The organism is Terrisphaera buseokensis, from assembly GCF_047521145.2.
GTDB lineage: Bacteria > Verrucomicrobiota > Verrucomicrobiia > Opitutales > Opitutaceae > ER46.
In genome coordinates this window covers 4455151-4477679 of the sequence record NZ_CM134186.1, presented here as the reverse complement: position 1 = coordinate 4477679, position 22529 = coordinate 4455151, and the positions used below count along the sequence as shown (strand labels likewise).

Sequence of the window (22529 nt, the reverse complement as noted above, 5' to 3'; positions counted from 1 at the left end):
CAAGTTCGGCACCCCTGTCATGCCCTCCAGCTACCTCGCAGCCCTCTGCCTAGGCCCTGCCTTCTCCCTTCGACGCTGCACGCGTCTTGCCGCCTTCCTGCCCCTGCTCGCAGGTTCGGCCCTCGTATCCCCGGTGGCGGCGGCGGAAGCCGGCTCGCTCACCGGTTCGGTCAGCAACATCGCCACGGGCAATCTGCTCCAAGGCGCCAAGGTGGAGGTCCCGCAGCTGGGGCTGACCACGCTCACCGATGACAGCGGCCGCTTCGTCCTCAACGGCGTCCCGGCCGGCACGCACGAAATCGTGGTGACGTACATCGGCCTCGATCCGGCCCGCGGCGTCGTGGCCGTCGCCGCCGGCCAGCGCGCCGTGCGCGATTTCGATCTGACGACAGGTATCTACAAACTGGATGCCTTCAAGGTCACCGGCGAACGCGAGGGTGGCGCCGCCGCCATCACGGCCCAGCGCAACGCGCCCAACGTCACGAATGTCGTCGCGATGGATTCGTTCGGCAATCTGCCCAACATGAGCGCCGGCGAGGTGCTGATGCGCCTGCCGGGCGTCGCGGGCAGCCCGACCGACGAAGGTCTCGCCTATAATTTCAACATCCGCGGCATGGGCGCCGGCCTCAACACCGTCACGATCGACGGCGGCCTGGTGACCTCGCTCGGCAGCAGCCGCGCCTTCGAGATGCAGAGTATTTCGGGCGCGCTCTTCGATCAGCTCGAGCTCGTGAAGGGGCACCGGCCCGACAAGAACGCCGACTCGCTCGGCGGCACCGTCAACCTCAAGTCCCGCTCTTCCCTCAGCATGAGGGAAAAGCGCCGCGTGACGTACAGCTTCTCCTCCCGCATCGCGCCGTCGTTCGTCGACCAGATTCCGATGCGCGAGCAGCATCGCTCGCATCCGCTGATCAACTTCGGCTACCAGGAGCTCTTCGACATCTTCGGCGGCAAGCGGAACATCGGCATCAATGTGAACCTGTTCTACAGCGAAAATGCCGTGGGTTTCTTCCAGACGGATCGCGATTATCAAAACACCACGACCCAGCCGGCCTACGTGTGGAGCTACCAGACCTTCGACAATTACAACAACCGGAAGCAGGCCAGCATTAACATCAAGACGGACTACCGCCTGACTGCGAACACCAAGGTGTCGGTCAACGCCACGGTGAACGATAACTACGAGGACTTCCGCCGCCGCTACATCACGCGCGCCTACAGTTCCCAGAATCAGAACACGGTGCCGAGTGCGACGACCAGCGTCGTCCCCGGGTTCACCGACAAGATCACCGTCATCCGGCCCGTCGCCACCTCGCTCATCGAGATGCAGAACCGCGGTCCGAATAACTACGCCGTCCGCATGCGCCGGCTCGATCTCGCGGCCGAGCAGGACTTCGGCCCGCTGCAGCTCGACTACGCCGCCTACTACGCGCGCACCAACCTGAACAACGGCAACGGTCACGGCGGCGAGCTGACGCACCGGCTGACCGGCGCCGGCTGGATTCTCGACCGGACGGACTCGGAGCTCCACCCGCGCTTCATCCAGAACGGCGGACCTGATTTCACGGACCCGACGAATTATCGTCCCACCGGCCAGCTGTTGAACAGCAATGGGCACAACGATCAGCGCGTGCGCGAAGCCCGCTTCAACGCGATGTACAAGCTGCCCACGTCGATTCCGCTTTCGATCAAGACGGGCGCGCAGTGGCGCGAGACCCTGGCGCAGACCGAGAGCTTCAACCGCCGCTGGAATTACCTCGGCACCACCTCGCTGCCGGCCGACCCCAGCATGATCACGTATGATCAGGTGAAGACCGGCCGGCGGATGCCGCAGTGGACGACGTCGATGTTCATCGACGAGCGCACGCCGAAGGATCCGACGCTGTGGTCGGAGGACCTCTATTACGCGCTGCAGCAGCGCTACACGGGCACGCGCAGTGTGACCGAGACCGTCACCGCCGGGTATTTCATGGCGCAGGGTAAATTCGGCAAGGAGGGCATTCTCGGCCGCACCAGCTTCCTCGGCGGCGTCCGCATGGAGAAGACCGACGATGACAGTTTCGGCTGGGTGCGCGCCCGCATCGGCAGCACGACGGCGCAGCAGGTGGCTGATCCCGTGGGGTCCGCGACCCGCGACTACGCCGGCACGCGTCGCGTCATCGAAGGCAGCTACACGAAGTCCTTCCCGAGCATCCACCTCACGCATGATATCACGCCGAACCTGAAGGCGCGCCTCTCGTGGTCCACGAGCTTCGGCCGACCCGGCTTCGGCGAGCTCTTCCCCAACGAGACCGTCAACGAGAACGCCCAGACGCTCACAATCAACAACGCGAGCCTGCTGCCGCAAAACGCGAAGAACTGGGACGCCTCGCTCGACTACTATTTCGAGCCGGTCGGCAACTTCTCCGTCGGTTTCTTCACGAAGACGATCAAGGATTTCATCGTCCGCAACATCAACGTCGGCACGGTGGCGTCCGGCCAGGACAACGGCTACAACGGCGACTACGCGGGCTTCACGGAGTTCACGTCGGCCAACGCCGGCACGGCCTACGTGCAGGGCTGGGAGTTCAGCTACCAGCAGCAGTTCACGTTTCTCCCCGGTTTGCTCAAGGGTTTGAGCGGCTCGGTCAACTACACGCAGATCGACACCCACGGTGACTTCGGCGGCGCGACCTACCTCAGCGGCGGTCAGGTGGTCGGCTTCATTCCGAAGGCCGCCAACGTGATGCTCTCCTGGCGCTACAAGCGTTTCAGCACGCGGGTGCTCTACAACTGGACCGGCGACTACATCGTCGAGTACTCGGCGGCGACCGTGGGCCGCAACCGCTGGCGCCGGGCGATGGACACCGTGAACCTTGGGTTGGCCTACCAGCTGAACCCGAAGGTGAACCTGACCTGCGACGTCTCGAATCTCTTCAACGAGCCCCAGCAAATCTATCGCGGCTTCCGCAACCAGCCGTCGACGATCATCTACAACTTCATCACGGTGAATGTGGGTGTGAACGGCCGCTTCTAAGGCGGGTTCGCTCAACCTAGCGTTGAAGTTACTTTCGAAGGGCGGCGCCGAGAGCGCCGCCCTTTTTTGTGCCGGTTGGAATTTCGGCCCCGGGAGCGCAGGCGTCCCGCCTGCAATGAATCCCGATCGAAATGCAGGCGGGACGCCTGCGTTCCCGGGGGGCTTGCGTTCGCCGTCCCGCGGGTGGATTCATTTTGGCCTCCGCCATGAACCGCTGTCCGTTTCGTCTGCTCGTCGTTGCCGCTGCGCTTACCTTCGGTCGCGTAGGTTTGACGGCGCAGCCCGCGGGACCAAGTGGACCGGCGGAGATCAAGCCGACCGTGACCGTGGCCGGCGGCGACACGGGCGGGACGTTTTTCGGCCGGACGCCGGATCCGAACAAGACCCGACACTACTACATCGCGGCGGAATCGGTGCTGTGGGACTTCGCCCCCGCGGGCCGCGATGAAATCTGCGGCCTGCCGCTGCCGCCGCCGCTGTTGCGCGAACGCAAGGCGGGCAAGGTGCGTTATGTGCAGTACACCGACGCGACCTTCACCGCGCAGGTCATCGCGCAGCGCAGTCTCGGCATTCTCGGCCCCGTCCTGCGCGGCGTGGTCGGCGAGTTTCTCGCGGTGACGTTCCTCAATCGCACGGACCAGCCGTTGTCCATGCACCCGCACGGGTTGAGATACGACAAGGACAGCGAGGGCGCGCACTACTATCCCAATCCGGGCCGCGGCGCAGCGGTCGGTCCCGGGGCGCGTTACACCTATGTGTGGCAGCTGGACGAGGCCTCCGGGCCCGGTCCGGGCGAGCCCAGTTCCAAAGGCTGGCTCTATCACAGCCACGTCACGGGAGACACCGAATCCAATCTCGGCCTGGTCGGAGCGATCGTCGTGACCGATCCGCAGCGCGCCCGGCCCGATGGCACGCCACGCGATGTCGATCGCGAATTCGCGACGCTGTTCATGATCTTCGACGAAAGCGGGCTGGACGCCGCCGCGGTCGAAGCCGCGGAATACGCCGGCCTGCCCGGACTTTCGAGCACCGCCCCGGTCGCCACGTGGGCGGAAACCCAGCAACAGCTCGAGCAGGGGGCGCGGGCCGCCATCAACGGTTACGTGTTCGGCAATCTTCCCGGCCTGCAGATGAACGAGGGCGAGCGCACGCGTTGGTATCTGTTCGCGCTCGGATCCGAGCGGGATTTTCACACCGCACACTGGCACGGCCAGCGCGTGCTCGAAGACGGGCGGCGGCGCACCGACGTCGTCGAGCTCCTGCCGGCCTCGATGAAGGTCGCGGACATGCTGGCCGATAATCCGGGTTCGTGGCTTTTTCACTGTCACGTCGCCGACCACATGCGCGAGGGCATGTTCGCGCGGGTGACCGTGCACGCGCGCGACACCATCGGCGTCAGTCGCAGTCCCGCGCAGGCCTTTCTCGGCTACCCCGCGTCCGGCCAGTCGCTGCGGGTCGAGCGGTGGGAAACTCGCGCCGATCGGGTGCTCGTCCTCAGCGGCGCGGTGACGGTGTTCGACGGCTTCGCGCTGTTCAACGAACCGATCCGCGTGCAGGTGGCGGGGCAGACGCTGGAATTTCGGCCGGACCAGCGCGGACAGGCCCGGGTGGGGGCGGCTTCGTTTCGCGTAAAGAACGCCAACGACTCCGGCGTCATTCTCGGCGGGCTCATGGAGTTTGAGCTCCGCGTGCCGACGCCGGAACCGGCGGATGCTGAACACACCTTGGCCATCGACGTCGGCCGCGCGCATCACGCAACGAAGCTGGGCGCCGCCGGGCCGTGAGGTCGTGCTGGCGCACGCGGCCGGTGGTCTGGAAACTGGAACGATTCCGGCTACATTCCGGAGCCGCCGGTGTCCGGTGCTTCCCATGTCGCTCATGAATCTCCTGCCGATGGAGCGCCTCGGGGCGCACGAACGGGCTCCGGGCCAGATGGCCTTCGGCGTCCTGCTGCCGTGGGTTTCCGCCGCCGACGGCAATCGCGTCGCGGTGAAAATCATCCACGAACGCGATCAGTTTCTCCGCACCGGCGGCTCGAGGGAGTTTCCGCTCACGCACGCGACCGATCCGACGTACGGCGATTTCTGGAGTACCGAGGTGGAAATCCGGGCCTCGCCCCAGACGGCCGGAACGTCGTGGGGCCAGCCGGGCCGTTACGTGTACCGCTACGTCGTGAGCAATCCGAACGTGGGCGTGCTCGACTGGGTGGCGGATCCCTTTGCCCGCGAATTCGGGGTCGGCAAGTTGTCCGCGTTCACGCTCGGTTACACGCCGTATGTTTGGAGTGCGGGTGAGACCGGCTGGAAGACACCGCGCCTGTCCGACCTCGTGATCTACGAGTTGATGCTGGCGGAATTTGCGCCGGACCTCGACGCCGCGATCGAGCGGCTGCCGTATCTGGCGGATCTCGGCGTGAACTGCCTGGAGGTCATGCCGGTGTCGAATGTGGCGCTGACCGTCGACTGGGGCTTCCTGCCAATCGGCTACTTCGGCGTCGATGAACGCTTCGGCAAACGATCCGATTTTCAACGCTTCGTCGACGCTGCGCACCAGTGCGGCTTGGCGGTGCTGCTCGATGCGGTCTATGGCCACACGAGCACGCAGTTTCCATACAGCGATCTCTACCGTCGGTTGCAGTATCGCGAGAACCCGTTTCTCGGGGCGTTCGCGAAGGATTACTTCGGCGAGAGCACGGATTTCAACCGGCCGTTCACCGCGGACTTTTTCCACACCGTCAACCAGCACTGGCTCGAGGTGTATCACGTCGATGGATTCCGCTACGACTGCGTGCCGAACTACTGGGACGGCCCGATGGGCGCGGGCTACGCAAACCTGGTCTACACGACCTACCAGACGGCGAAGCGTCGGGTCGCCGACGGCGGGGCTTGGACGCGCTTTGACGCCGGTCCCGGCGAGCCGTTGCGCTTGATCCAATGCGCCGAGCAGCTCGAGGACCCGGAGGGCGTGCTCGCGCAGACCTACACGAATTGTACGTGGCAGAACCGCACGCTCGATGCGGCGGCGCGGGTCGCGGCCGCGCCGCACCGGCATTTGACGGATCTTGGCTTCGCATTCGGCCTTGCCGGGTTTCCCGCGTCAGCGGTGCACGACGGCGAGCGCATGCCGAAGCTCGGCCTGCAGTACATCGAGACGCACGACCACTCGCGCTTCGTCTGTCGCTTCGGCACGCTCGCGAGCGACAACGATCTGCTGCGCGAAGGCGATCGTGCCCAGTGGTACAAGGTGCAGCCGTTTGTGATCGGCACGCTGCTCGCTCCCGGCATTCCGTTGCTCTGGCAGGGCCAGGAGCTGGCCGAAAACTATTACGTGCCCGACAGCGGCATGGGGCGGGTGATGCTGCTGCGTCCGGTGCGATGGGACTACTTCTATGACGCCATCGGCCGCGACATGCTGAGCCTGGTGCGACGCTGCCTGGATCTGCGGCGCAGCGCGGCGGAATTTCGTACGGGCTCGCATTATTTCTACAACGAGGACGCCCGTTACCAGTCACGCGGGCTGCTGCTGTTTTCCCGCGCGGAGGCCGGACGCTTCAGTCTGGTCGCGCTTAACTTCTCCGACGTCGAGCAGACGGTGCCGTTCTGGTTCCCGGAGGCGGGCGATTACGTCGAGCAGCTGCACGGTCATCCGTGGGACACGCGCGCCGAGGTCGCGGCACTGAGCGAACAATGGCTCACGATTCCACCGCATTACGGGCGGGTCTGGCGGAAGGCGTAACGGCGAGCGCGGGGAAAACTCCCGCGAATCACGCCAATTTACACCAATCCCAAGGTTTGAAAAGTCTTCCGCCCTCTCGCGGCCAAGGCTCCCGGTCGGACGATGAATCACTTCTTATGCTTCGCATTCGGGTGCATTCGTGTGATTCGCGGGCAACTGAACGGTTGGAAGTCTGCCGGGGCCGTTTGCGTTTATGGGCACCGCGCGCAGATTGAGTTGTCAGGATTTCGCCGGTTCACCCTCAACCCGCTTACCACCATGAAATCCAGCGTGCTCGCCTGGTTTTTGGTCGCCGCCGCCCTCGGCCATTCGGCCGAAGGCGTTTCCACTCCAGCGTCGGAAGCGAAGCGTCAAGTGACACCGGAGACGGCGGCTCGGATCTCGGCCGCGACGCAGCGTCTGGCTGTTCCGCCAGCCGAATTGAAGGCTCCGACCGCAACCGCGGAATCGCCGATCGCGCGCGAGCCCGCGAAGCCGCGCAACCAGATCATCCGGCTGCCGGACTACGTCGTGCAGGAACCGAAGCTGCACGGGCCGACCAAGGAGCTGCAGGTGCTGACGCCGAAGGGTCGCGTGGCGTTGGCGCTGGAGCGACGGCCCGGACTGCGCATCGGCGGCCCGCTGGCCTGGCTCAATCAACCGATCGCGATCGCGATGCTGGAGGACGACCTGCGCGCGGAGCGTCGGCGCGAAGAAGCGGAGTTGTGGAGCCTTTACCGGATTCAAGCCGCAGCGCCGACGGTCGTGTCGTCGCCGTGACGCGCGCGGTTTGACTGCAGGCCATGACGCTGCGTCGCGCCGTCACCGCGTGATCATCAAACCGAAGCGGAGCTGATCCTTCCGGCGCACGTCGTAGTCGAGCAGGCTCTCGCCGTAACCGTTGAAGTATTGCACCTGCGCGTAGCCGCCGAACGTCCGCAGAATGATCAGTTTGAGCAGCGGCGTCTGGATCGCGGGCCACGTGAAATTGAGCTCGATGCTGCCGTGCCCATCGACCTTGCCGCGCGCCTGGAGCGACGCCTGGATACCGCGATCATAACCGGCGCGGAGCAACAGATCCACGTAGCCGCGATAGCGGTGGATGTCGGGGTTTTCGTCATTCTGGAAATAAACACTGGCGTGCGCGCGTGCCTCGACGAAGAAGTCGTTGTCGCCCGTCCAGCGGAGCTTCGGGGCCAGGTAGAGCGTGTTGAGGCTGCGGGTGTCGGACGCGTGGCGCTGCGCGTTGGTCGGCGAGAGGAGTCCGGAATCCGGATACACCGGCGTGGCGCCGCCGCCCTTGCCGTTGGACTCGTGCTGCGCGCCGGCCTGCAGCGTGAGTCGCCACGTGCGCTCAGGATCGAGCACGAGCGTGCGGAGCAGGAACGCGGTCGGCTTGTAGCTCGAATCGTAGAACGGCTTCGAGAATGTCTCCAGGTCCCAGATGGTGGTCTGCGTATAGGCGAAGTAGAAGTCTCGGGCGGCCTGCCGGGCCCAGGACTCCGCCGGCGGTCCGCTTTCGAAGACGCGGTACTTGAAACTGAATTGGAAGCGGGCGTTGAAACGCTCGCGCCAGCCGACGGCGAAGTAGATCGGATCGTAACCGGAGATGTGGCGGCGCATGGCTTCGAGATCGCTTGTGAGATCGAGATGCCGGCCGGGCACGAGCGGCGGGCGATGCGACGGGGTGGCGGAGTTCCGCGCCGTGACCGGTTCGATCGGCAGCACTTCGAACATGATGGCGTTGGTGGCCGGATCGGTGAGGCGGAGGGAAACGAAACCGCCCGCCCCGGGAATCGGATCGAGCAACTGGAGCACCACCGTTCGCCGACTCATCGGCGGTACGGCGCACTCGGTTTCCGCGGGTGAGGAGGCGACGAGACGGACCCGCCCCTGACCGCGCTCACTCGCGTAGCTCGCGAACCATTCGCGTGGCAGGTGCATCGTCTCGGCGAGCTCAGTCGGATTGTTGAGATAGAGCGTTAGCTCGGTGCCCGGCCCGGCCGCGACGGCGCCCGCCGGCGGGACGAGGAGGAGATCAATCCGAGCCTGCAAGACACCGCCGGGTACGAACAGCAACAGCAGGAGCGCGAAGGAGCGTGGCATGGGAATTGGAAAGTTGGACGAAGGGAATCGCCACGGGAGACCGGGGAGCCGGGAGCGCAAGGCCTCTGGCCTGCATTCAAAACCGCGCAGGCGGGACGCCTGCGCTCCCGGGAAACTCAGCGCGCGGGCGCGACGAGCCGGTTGTACTGTTTCAGGATTTCCTGCAGGCGTGGGATCGGCACGCCCTCGGCCGTGTGGCCGTCGCGACCGGTCATCGTCTCGCCGGCGACGAGCGCGTTGATGATGGCCTCCTCGACGGCTTCGACGGTGCTTTCAAAGAGCGGACTCATGCCCTCGTTGGTCAGCGCCTTCACGTCCACCGGCGTGCCGATGGCGGCCGAGGTGCCGACCGGCGCGGTCGAGAAGGCGAGGAAGAGATCGCCTGAGCCGTTGCCCGAGACGGCACCGGTACGAGCGAGCCCGAGCGCGGCGCGGCGGGCGAGGCGTTTCAACTGGTGCGGCAGCAGCGGCGCGTCGGTGGCCACGATGATGAGGATGGAGCCGGTTTCGCCGACGCTCAGCCCGGCGAGATCGGTGGGATTGCTGCCGGCAAACCGGCGGGTGCCGCCGCCGATCTCGCGGCCGACCGGCACCCCGGCCACGACGAGCTGGCGCCGCACGCCGTGATTCGCCTGAACGAGTACGCCGAGCGTGAAACCGCCGAGATCCGCGGCGAGGCGGCGGGACGCCGTGCCGATGCCGCCCTTGAATTCATAGGACACCATGCCGGTGCCACCACCCACACTGCCCTCCGGCACTGGACCATTGCGAGCGTCGTCCAGCGCGGTGAACACATGCTCCGGTTTGACATGAAAGCCGTTGATGTCGCTCAGCCAGCCGTCCCAGGTTTCAGCGACGACCGGCAACGACCATGGAACGTCGCGCCGGCCCGATCCGGAACGGCGCACCTGCCATGCGATGATCGCATCGCGCACGACGCCGACGCTGTGCGTGTTGGTGAGCAGGATGGGGCCTTCCAGAAACCCGGACTCCTCGATCCACGCGGTGCCCGTCATCTCGCCGTTACCATTCAGTGAATACGTGCCCGCGAACACCGGCGCGGCGTCGGCCGCCTTGCCGCGTGGCAGGATCGCGGTCACGCCCGTCCGCACCGGGCCGCGGCCCACCTCCAGCGGGCCGTCGCCGGCGATCAACGTCACGTGCCCGACCTCGACGCCTTGCACATCCGTGATCGCGTTGAGCGGTCCCGGCGTGCCGTCGAACGGAATGCCGGCGTCGCGGGCCCGCGGCCGGGCGGAAAGCGACGCTACGCTGAGGGCGGCCAGCGCGGTCAGGATCGTGATTCGCAGCATGGCGCGAACGTGTCAGGGAAGGCTCGTGATGCAACGGCGGAGGCGGTTTCCCGCCGGAACGTGCCCGTGGTCGCAGTGCGAGCGTGCGACGGAAGTTTTCCGCCACCGTTTGCGGAACCGGTGAAGCCGCGCATGTTCGCCGCGATGAAATTCCTGCACCTGAACTTCCTGCCGCGCAGTGCGGACCTTGCGCTCCTGGTTATCCGACTGTGGTTCGGTGGCGCGATGCTCGTGCTGCATGGCTGGGGCAAACTGATTGGATTTTCGGACCTGGCGTCGAAGTTTCCCGATCCCTTGGGCGTCGGAACCAAGGTGAGTCTTGCCCTGGCGGTGGGCGGCGAGGTGCTGTGCGCGGCGTTGCTCGTACTCGGGCTGTTCACCCGCGTGGCGGCGCTGGGAGCCGCACTGACGATGGCGACGGCGTTCTGGTTTGCCCACGGCGCAAAACTCGCGGGACCGGGTAACGGCGAACTGGCGTTCGTTTACCTCGGCGCGTTCATTGCACTCTTCTTCGCGGGCGGCGGAAAGTTTTCCGTCGACGCCTCGACCGGCGCGAAGAGCTGAGCGCGAGTCACCGTCAGCGCAGGCCGCTTCGCGCGCACCGTTGAAGCGTCATCGTTTCGATTGCCTTCGGCCGGCGCATCTTCACCCATGGGCGTTCACATCCCTGAACGCCCTGCATGAAGGCCTCCGATTTTTTTGCGCTTCCCGCTTCGCTCGCGCCGTTCGCGGCGTTCTTCCATCCCGACGTTGCGCCGTGGGAGTGGTTGAAACAGATCGGGCCGGCGCTGGCTGGCCTGACGATCGAACCCGGCACGCCGCGCGTTCCCGCCGGCGTGCATCTCGAGGGCAGGGTGTGGATTCACCCGTCGGTGAAGTTGCCGCCGTACGCCACGATCATCGGGCCGGTGTGGATTGGCGCGAACACGGAGATCCGGCCGGGGGCATTCATCCGTAACAACGTGATCGTCGGCGAGGGCGCGGTGCTCGGCAACGCCTGCGAGTTCAAGAACTGCCTGCTGATGGACGGCGTGCAGGTGCCGCATTTCAACTACGTCGGTGACTCCATTCTCGGCAACCGCGCGCATTTTGGCGCGGGCGTGATCTGCTCGAACCTCCGGCTCGATCAGCAGCCGATTGTCATCCGGACCGCCGACGCCACCTACGACACCGGACTGCGGAAGTTCGGCGCGATTCTGGGCGACAAGGCGGAAGTCGGGTGCAACGCCGTGCTGAATCCCGGCACGCTGCTCGGACCGCGCGCGCTGGTGACGCCGGCGATTGCCATTGGCGGCTATATTCCCGCCGCGACCATTGCGCACGCCCGGCACACGGTGAAACTGATCCCGCGCCGCGACTGAAGCCGGTGGTCTGACGCCCCGGCGGGCGGCGGCGCACCTTACCGCCGGCGGCCCGAAAATCGGTCTCGTTCTCGTTCCCGGAATCGTTCTGTCTTTTCGGTTCGGGCACGCGACCGACGCCCTTTACGACCAACGACCACGATCCGACATGCGCACACTCACGGGTATCCAGCCTTCCGGCACGCTTCACATCGGCAACTATTTTGGCGCGATGCGCCCGGCCATCGATGCGCAGGCGCGCGGCGAGTGTTTCTACTTCATCGCCGACTACCATTCGATGACGTCGCTCTTCGATCCAGCCGAGCGGCGCAAGAACACGCTCGGCGTGGCGCTCGACTGGCTCGCCTGCGGACTCGACCCGAAGCACAGCGTGTTCTGGCGTCAGAGCGACGTCTCCGAGGTCGCCGAGCTCATGTGGCTCCTGGGCACGCTGACCCCGATGGGCCTGCTCGAGCGCGCGCACAGCTACAAGGACAAGACCGCGAAGGGCATTTCGCCCAACTTCGGCCTGTTCGCCTATCCGGTGCTGATGGCCGCCGATATCCTGCTTTATGATACGCACCGGGTGCCGGTGGGCCGCGATCAGAAGCAGCACCTGGAGATGACGCGCGACATCGCGATCAAGTTCAACCAGACGTACGGCGAGACCTTCGTGGTGCCCGAGTCGGAGATTCGCGATGACATCGCCGTGATTCCCGGGCTCGACGGCCAGAAGATGAGCAAGAGCTACGGCAACACGATCGACATCTTCGGCGAGGAGAAGGCCACGCGGAAGAAGATCATGGGCATCGTGATGGATTCCCGCACGCCGGCGGAACCCAAGCCCGATGCCGACAAGAATCTCGCGATTCAGCTGCTGCGCCTCGTGGCGCCCGCGGACGTCGCGACGGATTTTGAAAACCGCCTCCGCGTCGGCGGACTGGGTTACGGTGATTTGAAGAAGGCGTTGTTCGAGCACTACTGGAACTACTTCGCGGCCGCGCGGGCGCGTCGCGCCGAACTCGCCGCCAACCTGGATCACGTCGAGGCCCTGTTGCGTGAAGGCGCCGACCGCGCGCGGGCCGTCGCCCGCGTCGTGCTCAAGCGTGCGCGCCAGGCGAGCGGGTTGGAGTGAGCGCGATGACGGTTTCGTAAATGTGGGCGGGGTGCCCTCACCCCGCTTTATTCAAAACGAGAGGGAATGGATCTCTCCTTGGTACGGCCACAGTTCAGGCACGGAGACAAAACCGGCCCTGACTGGATTTGCTCGAACGTATTCCCACTTTTCGGCGTACGATTCCGCGTTTCGCAGGATGTGGTCGAAGGTGTCAGGCTGCCAAATCGGTGGTGGCACGGTAGTGACAGCGGAAATACGCCGCGAGGTCACCGATTTCCACGTCTTGCACCACGCGGATCGACTCCTGGCCTCGAGGGCGGGCATCGCGAAGAAATGGACGTGATCCGGCATGATGACAAACCGGCCGACAAACCAGCCGTCTGCCGTCGCTGATTTTGTCCACACCTCACGGAGAACATGCATGACAGTTTCCGACGCCAGAATCGGTTGTCGCCGCGCCGTAGCCGCCGTGAAGAAACAAAGCGGGCAATTTTGGAACGGCGCAAGATGGGGCAGATGCATGTAATGACTGCGGGGTGAGGGCACCCCGCCTACATTTATTGTGTTTCGACTCCCCCCGGTCGATGAGCGTGGGGACGTCCTGCCGCGATCGTTTAGATGACTTTTTCCGGCGGCGCCTCGAGCTGCGCGATCCGGGCCATGATGCGTTCGCTGGCGATCTGGTAGCGCTCCTTGCCGGCTTTCGGATCGTCGTAATCCTGCGGCGTCATCGGCCGGCCGAAGACGACCGTCACGGGGGTGCCGAGCCGGACCGAACCACTTTTGCCAAAAGCCTCGAACGATCCAAAAATTCGCGCCGGCACCACGGGCACCTGGGCGCGGCAGGCGAAGAGACCGACACCCGGCTTGGGCGATTGCAACGCGCCCGTCGGCGAGCGCGTGCCCTCGGGAAACATGATGATCGTCTTCTCCTGCTTCAGGGCGTTCAGCACGCGCTTGATTGCCGTCACGTCGGAGCCGCCGTCACGGTCCACGGGAATCACGCCGACGGCGTTCAGCCACCACGAGACGAAGCCGGGTTTCCACAGCGTCTTGCGCGCAAAGAATGTCACCTGCCGCGAGACCTGCGCGCCGACCAGAAAGGGATCGAGGTGGCTCGCGTGATTCGCCGCGATCAGGATGCCTCCGTGTCGGGGAATGTGTTCCGCCCCGATCGTCTCACCGCGAAACGCAATGTCGCTGCTCGTCACGGAGAGGAAATGGAAGAAACCGTAGATCGGCTCCATCTCGACCTGCGGAAACGCGTGGCTCATGCGAAACCGGGCGTGGCCGCGATGGCCGTTGCCATGAGTTCCACCACCTCGACCAGTGTCTGATGCGTGGTGTCGATCGAGGTCGCGCCCGGCGGGCAGGCGAGGGGCGAGGTCTTGCGCGAAGAGTCGAGCCGGTCGCGTTCGGCGATGGAGTCCTGCTGGCCTTCGCTGGCGCGACGGCGCGCGCGCTCGTTCTGATCGGCGTGCAGGAAAAAGCGGAAGTTCGCGTCGGGGAAAATCACCGAGCCGATGTCGCGCCCTTCCATCACCAAGCCGCGAAAGCTGTGCTGGCGGGCGACCTCGGCCTGGCCGCGTTGGTAGGAGAGCAGGGCGTTGCGCAGCGCCGGAATCGCGGCGAAGTGCGAAACGTGATCGTTGACCTCGCGACTGCGGATCTCGTCGCCCGCCACGCGTCCGCCGATCTCCATGCGCGCCGAACGGCCCTCGACCCGCGTCCCGAGTTTGATGTCCGTCAGTGCCGCCTGCACCGCCGCAGGATCGTTGGCCGGGACGCCGCGTCGCAGCATCTCTGCGGTCAGCGCGCGGTAATATGAGCCGGTGTCGACGTGCAGCAGGTGGAAGCGTTCGCTGAGCGTACGGGCGGAGGAGGACTTGCCCGAGGCGGCGCCGCCGTCGATGGCAACGATGATGAAAGGAGTGGGTGCCATCAGTCTGCCAACGATTTTTGCCGCAGGCGCTCCAGCAACTCAAAAAAGTGCGGAAAGGTTTTGGCGCAGCAGGCGGGATCCTTGATCGAGAGCCACGGCTGGCCGTCGCGGTTCAGGTCGTGGCAACCGAGCACGCCAAAACTCATCGCGAAGCGATGGTCGTGGTAGGTTTCGATGGGCTCGCCCGCGCGCACGGGCTGCGGATGAATCTCAAGCGCGTCCTCCGTTTCCACGACGCGCTGCCCGAGGCGGGTGAGCTCGCGCGCCATGCCCGCGACCCGATCCGTTTCCTGCTTTCGCGTGTGCGCAATGCCGGAAATGCGCGTCGGGCCGCGCAGCAACGGCGCGATCGCCGCGAGCGTGAGAAAGGTGTCGGAGATCGCCTTGAAGTTGCGGTCGAGTCCGCTCCGCGCGCCGCCAGGGGCAAATGCCACGTCGAGTCCGCGCGTCGTGGCCGTGACGGATCCGCCCACGGCGCGCACGACGTCGGCAAACTCCGTGTCGCCCTGCAGGCCGCATTTCGCGTCCTGCGCACCGAGCAGGCTGAGCTGGCCGCTCGTCACCAGCGGCAGTGCGAGAAAATAACTGGCCGCGGAGGCGTCGGGTTCGATCGCGTAGCGGCCGCCGCTGCGATGATACGGTGCGGTACGCGCGGCGATCGTGAACGACTGCGCGTCGCGCCGCTGGATCAGCGACGTTTGTTCGGCGGTGAACGCCTGCATGACCTGCGCGGTCATATCGACGTACGACCAGCGCACGCTGCCGCGCAGCGTCACGGTCACGTCACCGCGCGCCAGCGGCGCCACCATCAGCAGCGCAGACAGCAGCTGGCTGCTCTCGCTGGCGTCGAGTTCGACCGCGCCCCCGGCAAGGCCGCGGGCATGAATTTCCAACGGGAAAAATCCCTCCTGCCCGGTGCAACGGATGTCCGCGCCGAGGGTGCGCAGGGCGTCGAGCAGCGGCTTCATCGGGCGCTTCCGCATCTGCGGCACGCCGTCGAGGCGGTACACCCCGCGCGGGGCGGCGGCGCACAGCGCGGTGAGAAAACGTGCAGCCGTGCCGGCGAGGCCGACGAAGAGCGTAGCCTCGGCCACGGGAAACTCACCACCTCGACCCTCGATGCGAATCTCATTGCGCGCGGCGTCTTCCGTGACCGCGAAACCCAGCTCGCGCAGCGCGGCGCTCATCAGTTGGGTGTCCTCGCTGAACAACGCGCCCGAGAGCGTCACGGGTGCGTCGCACAACGCCGCCAGCGGCAGCGCGCGATTGGTCAGGCTCTTGGATCCCGGCAGCACGACTTCCCCGCGCGCAGGGCGGGTGAAGGGCATGATCGGCAGGACATCGGGCAGCGGCATGGAAGGACCAGCGTCGCGAACTGGAACGCGCCCGCCAAGGAGTTTCTGCTCGCAGAGCCGAGTGAGCAGGAAACCAGGAAACCCGGAGGACTGAGGAATTCAGAAGCCAGAAAGCCAAGAACCGGAGTGCGCGGGTTCCATTGCGTCGCTCTCCACGTTTTCGCGTCCCAGGTTTCCTGGCTTCTGAATTTGATCGATCACGATCCGCGAATCGCCCTTCCGGGTTTCCCGGCTTCCTGCTCTATTCCTCGTCCCAGTAAATCCCCGTCGGATCCGAATGCGCTCTTCCGATCGCAATCCTTTGAATTCAGAAGCCAGGAAGCCAAGAGATCCGGGACGCTAAAACTCGGCGAGCGAGGCGATGGAATCCGCTGACTCCGCCTCCTGGCTTTCTGGCTTTTGAATTCCTCCGTTCTCCGGGTTTCCTGGCTTCCTGTTCACCCGGTCCTGTTCAGCGGCTTGACCGCGCGCGCGGGTGCCATCTGGCTTCAGGTCAACCCCTCTCGTGCATGCAGCGTCGTGAGTTTCTTCAACAGGCTGCCGGCCTGACGACCGTGGCGCTGGCCGCAGGCGCCGCGGCCCTTCGCGCGGCGCCGGCAACGCCCCTGACTGCGGCCGTTATCGGCCATACCGGTCGGGGCAATTTCGGCCACGCGATGGAGTTGGTGTTCGCCGATCGGCCCGGCATCGACGTGGTCGCCCTGGCCGATCCCGATCCCGCGGGCCGCGCCAAGGTGCAGGAACGGGTGAAGGCGCGACGCACCTATGCGGATTACCGCGAGATGCTCGTGAAGGAAAGACCGCAGCTGGTGTGCGTGGCGCCGCGCTGGACGGATCAGCATCATGCGATGGTCAGCGCCGCGCTCGCGGTCGGCGCGCACGTGTATTGTGAGAAACCCTTCATGCGCACGCTCGCCGAGGCGGACGATGTACTCGCGCAGGCGCAACGGTCTGGACGCAGGATCGCGGTGGCGCACCAAGGCCGGCTTGCGCCGGCGACGCTGTTGCTGAAACGCCAGCTCGATGCCGGTGTGATGGGCGACCTCCTCGAGATTCGCGTGCACGGTAAACAGGACAAGCGCGCGGGCGGCGAGGATCTGCTCGTGCTCGAGACGCACCAATTCGATCTCGTGCGATTTTTTGCCGGCGATCCCGCGTGGTGCAGCGCGCGGGTGCTGCACGGCGGGCGTGACATCACGCGGGCCGATGCGCGCACCGTGGCCGAGGATATCGGTCCCGTGGCCGGCGATGAAATCGAGGCGCTGTTCGCCCTGCCCCGCGGGGTGAACGTCCACTACACGAGCCGCGCGCGCGCCGCCGCAACCGCCGGACCGTGGGGCATCGAGTTCATCGGGTCGAAAGGGCGGGCGCGTTTGCTGAACGACGTTGTGACCGATGCGTTCGTGCTGCACGAAACGCCGATGTCGGCACGCGGCCAGACGCGCGAATGGCGTCCGCTGGTCGATGCCGCGGCCGTCGGAGCCGGGCCGATCGATCGGGGTTTTCCAGCCGCGAATCGGCGCGTGGTCGACGACTGGCTCGAGGCCATCGCAGCGCAACGCGAACCCGTCTGCAGCGGGCAGGCGGCGATGAAATCGCTCGAGCTGATTCACGCGGTGTTCGCCGCCGGCCTCTCGCGCGGACGGGTCGAGCTGCCGCTGAAAGATCGCGCGCATCCGTTGGAGCGGCTCTAGTCGTTGCGTATGTATCCAAAATTTCCTGCGAGTCGCTGGGGACAATTTGTGGCGCTGGTGGCCGTGAGTCTGGCTGGGTTCGCCCGCGCGGCGGTCGACGACGATCCCGCGGCGCTGCGGCTCAAGCCGGACGACGCCCGCGTGGCCGTGCACGGACTCGGTTGGTACGCGGAGGACCGGCCGGCGTGGATGCGTTTGCCGGCGCGACTGAAAGCGGAGATGCCGCCCAAAGTGTGGGCGCTCGCCCAAGTTCCGGCCGGCGTGCGGCTGCGGTTCGCCACGGATTCGGCTGTCGTCGGGGTGGTGGCGACGGGCGCCACGGCAGGGGCGGCGGCGCACGTGACGGCGTTCGGCAGTGCCGGCGTCGATCTCTATGTGGACCGCGGGTATCGCGGCAGCGCCGCGCCGGATGCGCGCGGCCAGTTGCGCAAGGAGTGGGAAACGGGCCGGGAGCGCACGCGGCGGGAGATCACGCTTTATCTGCCGTATGGCCGGCCGCTCGCCATCAAGGAGATTGTGCTGCAGCCGGGGGCGTCGGTCTGGCCGGCGAAACCTTACGCGAAAGCGAAGCCCGTCGTCTATTATGGATCGAGCATCACGCAGGGAATCGCGGCCTCGAATGCCGGTGGGACCTATCAGGCGCTGCTCGAACGCTGGCTCGACGTCGATTTCATCAACCTTGGTTTCAGCGGCAACGGCTTCGGCGAACCCGCCCTTGCGCGGGCGGTGGCCGAGATCGACGCGGCGTGTTTCGTCGTCGATTACTGGGCGAATCCCACGACGGAGATCTATCGCACCACGCTACCGGGGTTCATTGCAACGTTGCGCGCGAAGCATCCGACCACGCCGATTCTCGTGACGGGACCGTACTTCAACCCGTCCGAAGATCTGCCTGGCGACGCGGGGCGGCGGCAGATCGAGAAGCGGGCGTTCGCGCGCGAATTCGTGGCGGCCCGCCGTGCGGCCGGAGATACGCGGATCGTGCATGTCGACGGCTTGGAGATGCTATCGCGCGAGCATGCCGACGGCCTCGTCGACGGCCGGCATGCGAACTCCATGGGATTCTATCTGTGCGCCAAAGGCATCGAGCCCTACCTGCGCGCGGCGCTCGAGCTGTCGCGTTGAGCGATCACATTCAGAAGCCAGGAAGCCAGGAAATAGGACCGTCAACGACTCGCGCGCGAGGGAGTCGGCCCTGACTTCCCCGCCTCCTGGCTTTCTGGCTTTTGAATTTCTCACCGCTCCGTGGGAACGATGGAAATCAGAAGTCAGGAAGCTAAGAAATCGGAACACCGAGGTCTCCCTCGCGAGGAAGCGGGCTCTGCCCAATTCATTCTCACTCGCCGCGAACCCTGCGCCGAAAGTCGCGCGGGGCCTGGCCGAAGCGGCGCTTGAAGCAGCGGGAGAAATAAAATTCGTCGCAGAACGCCAGCTGCGCGGCGATCTCCTTGATCGACTGGCGTCCGTGATGGAGCAGGTCGGCGGCGCGGTCGATCCGGGCGTCGAGATGGAAGCGGCCGGGCGAGAATCCGATCGCATCCCGAAATTTCTTGCGAAAGGTCTCGTAGGAGAATCCCAGTCGACGGGCCACGATGGCCGGACTCAGGCTGTGGTGGGTGTCGGGCTTGGTGAGCAGTTCGCAGGCGGTGTCGATCCAGCCTTCGCGCGGAGCCGGCGTTTCCACCGGGGCGTCGCTGTCGGCCAGAAGCTCCGTGAGCACCGACGCAAAGCGGCTTACGGTCACCTGCGGCGGTGTCTTGGCCCGCAGGTGCATGGGCGGGATGATCTGGAAGAAGCGACGAAACCAGTGATCACAATCGTGCGTGTGATGGATGGGCCGGCGCGCATTCAGCACGCGGGTGTCGCGCATCACATCGAACACCGGGCCTTCAAACTCGAACCAGAGTTCGTCCCAGAATTCGCCGAGCTTGGTGCCGCACTGATGCGGCTGACCGGGAAAGAAGATCACGAGATCGCCCTTGCCGATGCGGGTGACGCGCGTCGTGGCGTCCGCGTACAGACCCGAACCGCTCAACAAATACACCAGGCCGAAGCAGCGGAGTGTGCGTCGCGGGCCGGGCGGACGGCCAACGCCGAAAGCGCCCAGGTTGACGCCGCCGAGGCGAATCGTGCCGAACGTCGACTGCACCGGGCGGAGCAGCAGCCGGGTCTTGACGGTGGGATCGAGCGGGTGGGGCATGGCGACACGCGAAGCGTGACCAGAAAACACATGGTTTCTCCCAGTTGCCCCATTCTGCAAGGGACAACTTTCGCCTAGAGTGGGCTGCTTCCAACCCAAGGAGTTCATGTGCGTGCCGGCCGCGGTCACTGCGCGCGACGTGATTCACCCCTCCCGCCGGCGGTCGTGCCCGCTCATCCCCGGGCTGCGGTCGACGTTGTCCCTTTCCCACCCAAACCCACCATGTACGTTTCCACTTTTGCCTCGTTGCCGCCGGCCCGCTGGGCGGTCCATGTCCTCGTGTTGGCCAGCGCTGCGCTCAGCGCTCACGCGGCCGCGCCCGTCACGGCGCGATCGGACGAGGCCGTGCAGCTTTCGACATTCACGGTGACCGCGGACGATGATCGCGGTTACTACGCGCCGTCGGCGATCAGCGGCACGCGGACCAAGACCGAGCTGTTGAATCTGCCGATGAATCTCAACGTGCTCACGGAGCAGTTCATCAAGGACATTGGCGCGACCGATCTCGTCGACATCGTGACTTTCACCGCCGGCCTCGCCGCGGCGCCGGCGACCTCGGGTGACACGAACGGTGGCGACACCACCGGCTTTTCTCTCCGTGGCTTCGGCACGCACGTGCCGTATCGCAACGGCTTTCGCCGACTCCGGATTGTCGATACGACGAACATCGCGCGCGTCGAGGTGATCAAGGGACCGTCGTCGGTGCTGTACGGGACGGCGTTTGCCGGCGGATCGGTGAACTACGTGACGAAGCGGCCCGAGCCCACCAAACGCATCACCGAACTGACCCTGCGGACCGGCAGCTACGATCTTTTTCGCTCTGAAATTGACGTGAACCTGCCGGTCATTCCCAAGAAGCTCGCGGTGCGCTTTGTCGGTGCGCTCGAGGATTCCGATTCCTGGTCGGCTCGGGCGCACACGGATCTTTGGGTGCTCAATCCGGTGGCGACGTATTGGTTTCGGCCCGACAGCTACATCACGGTCGAATACGAACGCACGAAGAAGAGCATGAACGGCTATCGGAGTGCGCTGCCGTATCATCCGCTGATGGATTTTCAGACGATGGGATTTCCGATCGACGAGAGTTGGAACACGCACGCGGCGGGCGACTACATGGATAATTTCATGGCCGTGTTTTCCGCCGAGCTGGTGCATCGCTTCACGCCGTACCTCACGCTGCGCGGCAACTACACGAGTTCTTCGTGGAAGGAACTCACCCGTCGCAACGGCGACTCGATCGGCTTGGTGACCGCCAACGGTTATGCGTCGTCGCCCTGGCTGCAGCCGATTCGCATGTCGGCCCGTCAGCTCAACGCCTACTCCAGCCGCGGTTCGTGGGACGAGTACTACCAGGCCGAGCTCGTGAACAATTTCTCGGTCAAGGGTGTCGCCTCGCAGACGCTCTTCGGCGTGCAGCGTTCGGTGGAGACGTTTCGCTCGCTGTTCTCGACGCTTAGTCCCGGCTTCGCGTTTGGCGGCCGGGCCGCGGTGAACTGGCAGCTCTACGATCCCTCCACATGGCGGATCACCGAGGAGACGGAGGCGAATGTCACCGGCCCGAATCCGAGCGGTCTCGACACGATGGGCCGCTCGCGCTTCGACACGATGTACCTGACGAACCAGCTTTCGTTTTGGAGCGGCCGGCTGCGCACGATGCTGGGCTATCGCATCGACAAGTTCAAATCCGACGGCCACGGCCCGAAACGAAGCGTGACGGGTGCGGCGCTGGTGCCCGTCTGGAGCCAGGCGGAGCTGCCGGCCTTCAAGACGCCGCAGGTTGGCCTGCTCTTCAAGGTGACGGAAAGGCTCTCGCTTTTCGCCCAGTATTCCGAGTCGGTCGTGAATCTCTTCCTCACGCAGCAGCGCCGCGAGGACGGCACGCGTTTCATGCCCACGCCGGGCAAGGGCGAGGGCTACGACATCGGAATCAAGGGCGAGTTGATGGACAACCGCGTTTCGTTCACCGCGTCCGTCTTCAAAATCGACAACGCGAACATCATCCGGATTCTCGCGGCCCGCGCGGATCCCGAGGCGCCCGGGCTCACCTTCAATCCCGCGGATCAAGGTGGCGTGCAACGCAGCGAAGGCTTCGATGTCGATTTGCGCCTGCGTCCGTTCAAGACCACGCAGGTGATCCTCGGCTATGCGAACATCGATGCCTTTGTGCTGGAAGCGACGGACTTCGTCACCGTCAGCGGGCAGCCGCAGCTTACGCGCAAAGGTCACCAGCTCGCCAATGCGCCGAAGCGGACGACGTCGCTGTGGGTTCGCCAAGAGCTCGGCAGCGTCGGCGGCGTCAAGGGGCTTTGGATTGGTGGCGGGTTTCGCTTTGTGGGCAACCGCGCGACATCGGACACCTACAACGTGATCGACTATACGACCTTCATCAACACCACCACGTTTACGGGCGGCCGGCTGGTGGAAGGCTGGCGGCTGCAGTCCTATACCGTGGGTGACGTCAGCTTTGGCGGCCGCTTCGAACTCGGGGGCGTGAGGTACGGCGTGTCGGGTTCGGTGCGAAACGTGACCGACGAACGATATCTCATTCAACGCTTCCACTTCGGCGCGCCGCGGACGTTCGAGCTGCGGTTTTCGACGTCGTTCTAAAACGGTTTCAAGCCGCGTCCCCGGGTCCTGCGATGGTGGGTAGCAGGGTGGCTACGAGCGCCAGCGGGTGGACGATCTCCACTCGCTGGCGCTCGTAGCCACCCTGCGGCCAAATATAGCAGTGT

Annotated in this window: 17 protein-coding genes; 10 read left to right on the top strand and 7 right to left on the bottom strand. The window is 65.3% G+C overall.

Translation table 11 applies throughout. The annotated features are described in order from the left end of the window. Positions 1 to 19 precede the first annotated feature (19 nt). The 4 genes from ACLJEU_RS16840 to ACLJEU_RS16825 all read left to right on the top strand — a co-directional run bounded on the left by ACLJEU_RS16840 (position 20) and on the right by ACLJEU_RS16825 (position 7510). Positions 20 to 3016, top strand: coding sequence for a TonB-dependent receptor (locus ACLJEU_RS16840; protein WP_414660350.1), 2997 nt, complete (start codon positions 20 to 22; stop codon positions 3014 to 3016). Between the two features lie 206 nt (positions 3017 to 3222). Next, complete coding sequence (locus ACLJEU_RS16835) at positions 3223 to 4800, top strand: multicopper oxidase domain-containing protein (protein ID WP_414660351.1); 1578 nt, start codon at positions 3223 to 3225, stop codon at positions 4798 to 4800. A gap of 94 nt (positions 4801 to 4894) precedes the next feature. Next, on the top strand, positions 4895 to 6751 hold the full coding sequence (locus ACLJEU_RS16830; protein ID WP_414660352.1) for an alpha-amylase family glycosyl hydrolase: 1857 nt from the start codon (positions 4895 to 4897) through the stop codon (positions 6749 to 6751). A 258-nt stretch (positions 6752 to 7009) separates the two neighbouring features. Then, positions 7010 to 7510, top strand: coding sequence for a hypothetical protein (locus tag ACLJEU_RS16825; protein WP_414660353.1), 501 nt, complete (start codon positions 7010 to 7012; stop codon positions 7508 to 7510). A 42-nt stretch (positions 7511 to 7552) separates the two neighbouring features. On the opposite strand, the gene ACLJEU_RS16820 is transcribed toward ACLJEU_RS16825, so the two are convergent. Beyond that, a complete protein-coding gene (locus ACLJEU_RS16820; protein WP_414660354.1) occupies positions 7553 to 8836 on the bottom strand; it encodes a phospholipase A in 1284 nt (427 codons plus the stop codon). Positions 8837 to 8952: 116 nt separating this feature from the next. Beyond that, a complete protein-coding gene (locus ACLJEU_RS16815) occupies positions 8953 to 10149 on the bottom strand; it encodes a DmpA family aminopeptidase (protein ID WP_414660355.1) in 1197 nt (398 codons plus the stop codon). A gap of 144 nt (positions 10150 to 10293) precedes the next feature. Here ACLJEU_RS16815 and ACLJEU_RS16810 point away from each other — a divergent pair, with 144 nt between their 5' ends. The 3 genes from ACLJEU_RS16810 to trpS all read left to right on the top strand — a co-directional run bounded on the left by ACLJEU_RS16810 (position 10294) and on the right by trpS (position 12624). Continuing rightward, positions 10294 to 10713: a DoxX family protein gene (locus tag ACLJEU_RS16810; protein WP_414660356.1), complete on the top strand. Its 420-nt coding sequence runs from the start codon at positions 10294 to 10296 to the stop codon at positions 10711 to 10713. 116 nt (positions 10714 to 10829) lie between these two features. Then, a complete protein-coding gene (locus ACLJEU_RS16805) occupies positions 10830 to 11510 on the top strand; it encodes an acyltransferase (protein ID WP_414660357.1) in 681 nt (226 codons plus the stop codon). 148 nt (positions 11511 to 11658) lie between these two features. Continuing rightward, on the top strand, positions 11659 to 12624 hold the full coding sequence (trpS, locus tag ACLJEU_RS16800) for a tryptophan--tRNA ligase (RefSeq protein ID WP_414660358.1): 966 nt from the start codon (positions 11659 to 11661) through the stop codon (positions 12622 to 12624). Between the two features lie 51 nt (positions 12625 to 12675). On the opposite strand, the gene ACLJEU_RS16795 is transcribed toward trpS, so the two are convergent. The 4 genes from ACLJEU_RS16795 to aroA form a co-directional block, all read right to left on the bottom strand. Then, positions 12676 to 13128, bottom strand: coding sequence for an REP-associated tyrosine transposase (locus ACLJEU_RS16795; RefSeq protein WP_414660359.1), 453 nt, complete (start codon positions 13126 to 13128; stop codon positions 12676 to 12678). 92 nt (positions 13129 to 13220) lie between these two features. Next, positions 13221 to 13880: a lysophospholipid acyltransferase family protein gene (locus ACLJEU_RS16790; protein ID WP_414660360.1), complete on the bottom strand. Its 660-nt coding sequence runs from the start codon at positions 13878 to 13880 to the stop codon at positions 13221 to 13223. After that, positions 13877 to 14548, bottom strand: a complete 672-nt coding sequence (cmk, locus tag ACLJEU_RS16785; protein ID WP_414660361.1) for a (d)CMP kinase — start codon at positions 14546 to 14548, stop codon at positions 13877 to 13879. The genes ACLJEU_RS16790 and cmk overlap by 4 nt, the downstream gene beginning before the upstream one ends. Next, positions 14548 to 15903, bottom strand: coding sequence for a 3-phosphoshikimate 1-carboxyvinyltransferase (gene aroA, locus ACLJEU_RS16780; RefSeq protein ID WP_414660362.1), 1356 nt, complete (start codon positions 15901 to 15903; stop codon positions 14548 to 14550). The genes cmk and aroA overlap by 1 nt, the downstream gene beginning before the upstream one ends. A gap of 509 nt (positions 15904 to 16412) precedes the next feature. Between aroA and ACLJEU_RS16775 the strand changes: the two genes are divergently transcribed. Further along, entirely contained in the window at positions 16413 to 17597 is a 1185-nt protein-coding gene (locus ACLJEU_RS16775) for a Gfo/Idh/MocA family protein (protein ID WP_414660363.1), read from the top strand. 9 nt (positions 17598 to 17606) lie between these two features. Beyond that, positions 17607 to 18722 (top strand): SGNH/GDSL hydrolase family protein, encoded by a 1116-nt coding sequence (locus ACLJEU_RS16770; protein ID WP_414660364.1) that lies wholly within the window; start codon positions 17607 to 17609, stop codon positions 18720 to 18722. A gap of 211 nt (positions 18723 to 18933) precedes the next feature. Here ACLJEU_RS16770 and ACLJEU_RS16765 read toward each other — a convergent pair whose 3' ends face one another. Continuing rightward, positions 18934 to 19797 (bottom strand): helix-turn-helix domain-containing protein, encoded by an 864-nt coding sequence (locus ACLJEU_RS16765; RefSeq protein WP_414660365.1) that lies wholly within the window; start codon positions 19795 to 19797, stop codon positions 18934 to 18936. Between the two features lie 222 nt (positions 19798 to 20019). On the opposite strand from ACLJEU_RS16765, the gene ACLJEU_RS16760 reads away from it, so the two are divergent. Continuing rightward, the gene (locus ACLJEU_RS16760; protein WP_414660366.1) at positions 20020 to 22404 is read left to right on the top strand and encodes a TonB-dependent siderophore receptor; all 2385 of its coding nucleotides are present in this window, start codon (positions 20020 to 20022) and stop codon (positions 22402 to 22404) included. Positions 22405 to 22529 lie beyond the last annotated feature (125 nt).

What these genes read in the sequence shown, in the direction of transcription:
- ACLJEU_RS16825 (WP_414660353.1), top strand. Translation starts at nt 7,010, where the DNA reads ATGAAATCCAGCGTGCTCGCCTGGTTTTTGGTCGCCGCCGCCCTCGGC.
- aroA (WP_414660362.1), bottom strand. Translation starts at nt 15,903, where the DNA reads ATGCCGCTGCCCGATGTCCTGCCGATCATGCCCTTCACCCGCCCTGCG.
- ACLJEU_RS16770 (WP_414660364.1), top strand. Translation starts at nt 17,607, where the DNA reads ATGTATCCAAAATTTCCTGCGAGTCGCTGGGGACAATTTGTGGCGCTG.
- ACLJEU_RS16790 (WP_414660360.1), bottom strand. Translation starts at nt 13,880, where the DNA reads ATGAGCCACGCGTTTCCGCAGGTCGAGATGGAGCCGATCTACGGTTTC.
- ACLJEU_RS16765 (WP_414660365.1), bottom strand. Translation starts at nt 19,797, where the DNA reads ATGCCCCACCCGCTCGATCCCACCGTCAAGACCCGGCTGCTGCTCCGC.
- ACLJEU_RS16840 (WP_414660350.1), top strand. Translation starts at nt 20, where the DNA reads ATGCCCTCCAGCTACCTCGCAGCCCTCTGCCTAGGCCCTGCCTTCTCC.
- trpS (WP_414660358.1), top strand. Translation starts at nt 11,659, where the DNA reads ATGCGCACACTCACGGGTATCCAGCCTTCCGGCACGCTTCACATCGGC.
- ACLJEU_RS16830 (WP_414660352.1), top strand. Translation starts at nt 4,895, where the DNA reads ATGAATCTCCTGCCGATGGAGCGCCTCGGGGCGCACGAACGGGCTCCG.
- ACLJEU_RS16820 (WP_414660354.1), bottom strand. Translation starts at nt 8,836, where the DNA reads ATGCCACGCTCCTTCGCGCTCCTGCTGTTGCTGTTCGTACCCGGCGGT.
- cmk (WP_414660361.1), bottom strand. Translation starts at nt 14,548, where the DNA reads ATGGCACCCACTCCTTTCATCATCGTTGCCATCGACGGCGGCGCCGCC.
- ACLJEU_RS16810 (WP_414660356.1), top strand. Translation starts at nt 10,294, where the DNA reads ATGAAATTCCTGCACCTGAACTTCCTGCCGCGCAGTGCGGACCTTGCG.
- ACLJEU_RS16805 (WP_414660357.1), top strand. Translation starts at nt 10,830, where the DNA reads ATGAAGGCCTCCGATTTTTTTGCGCTTCCCGCTTCGCTCGCGCCGTTC.
- ACLJEU_RS16835 (WP_414660351.1), top strand. Translation starts at nt 3,223, where the DNA reads ATGAACCGCTGTCCGTTTCGTCTGCTCGTCGTTGCCGCTGCGCTTACC.
- ACLJEU_RS16795 (WP_414660359.1), bottom strand. Translation starts at nt 13,128, where the DNA reads ATGCATCTGCCCCATCTTGCGCCGTTCCAAAATTGCCCGCTTTGTTTC.
- ACLJEU_RS16815 (WP_414660355.1), bottom strand. Translation starts at nt 10,149, where the DNA reads ATGCTGCGAATCACGATCCTGACCGCGCTGGCCGCCCTCAGCGTAGCG.
- ACLJEU_RS16775 (WP_414660363.1), top strand. Translation starts at nt 16,413, where the DNA reads ATGCAGCGTCGTGAGTTTCTTCAACAGGCTGCCGGCCTGACGACCGTG.
- ACLJEU_RS16760 (WP_414660366.1), top strand. Translation starts at nt 20,020, where the DNA reads ATGTACGTTTCCACTTTTGCCTCGTTGCCGCCGGCCCGCTGGGCGGTC.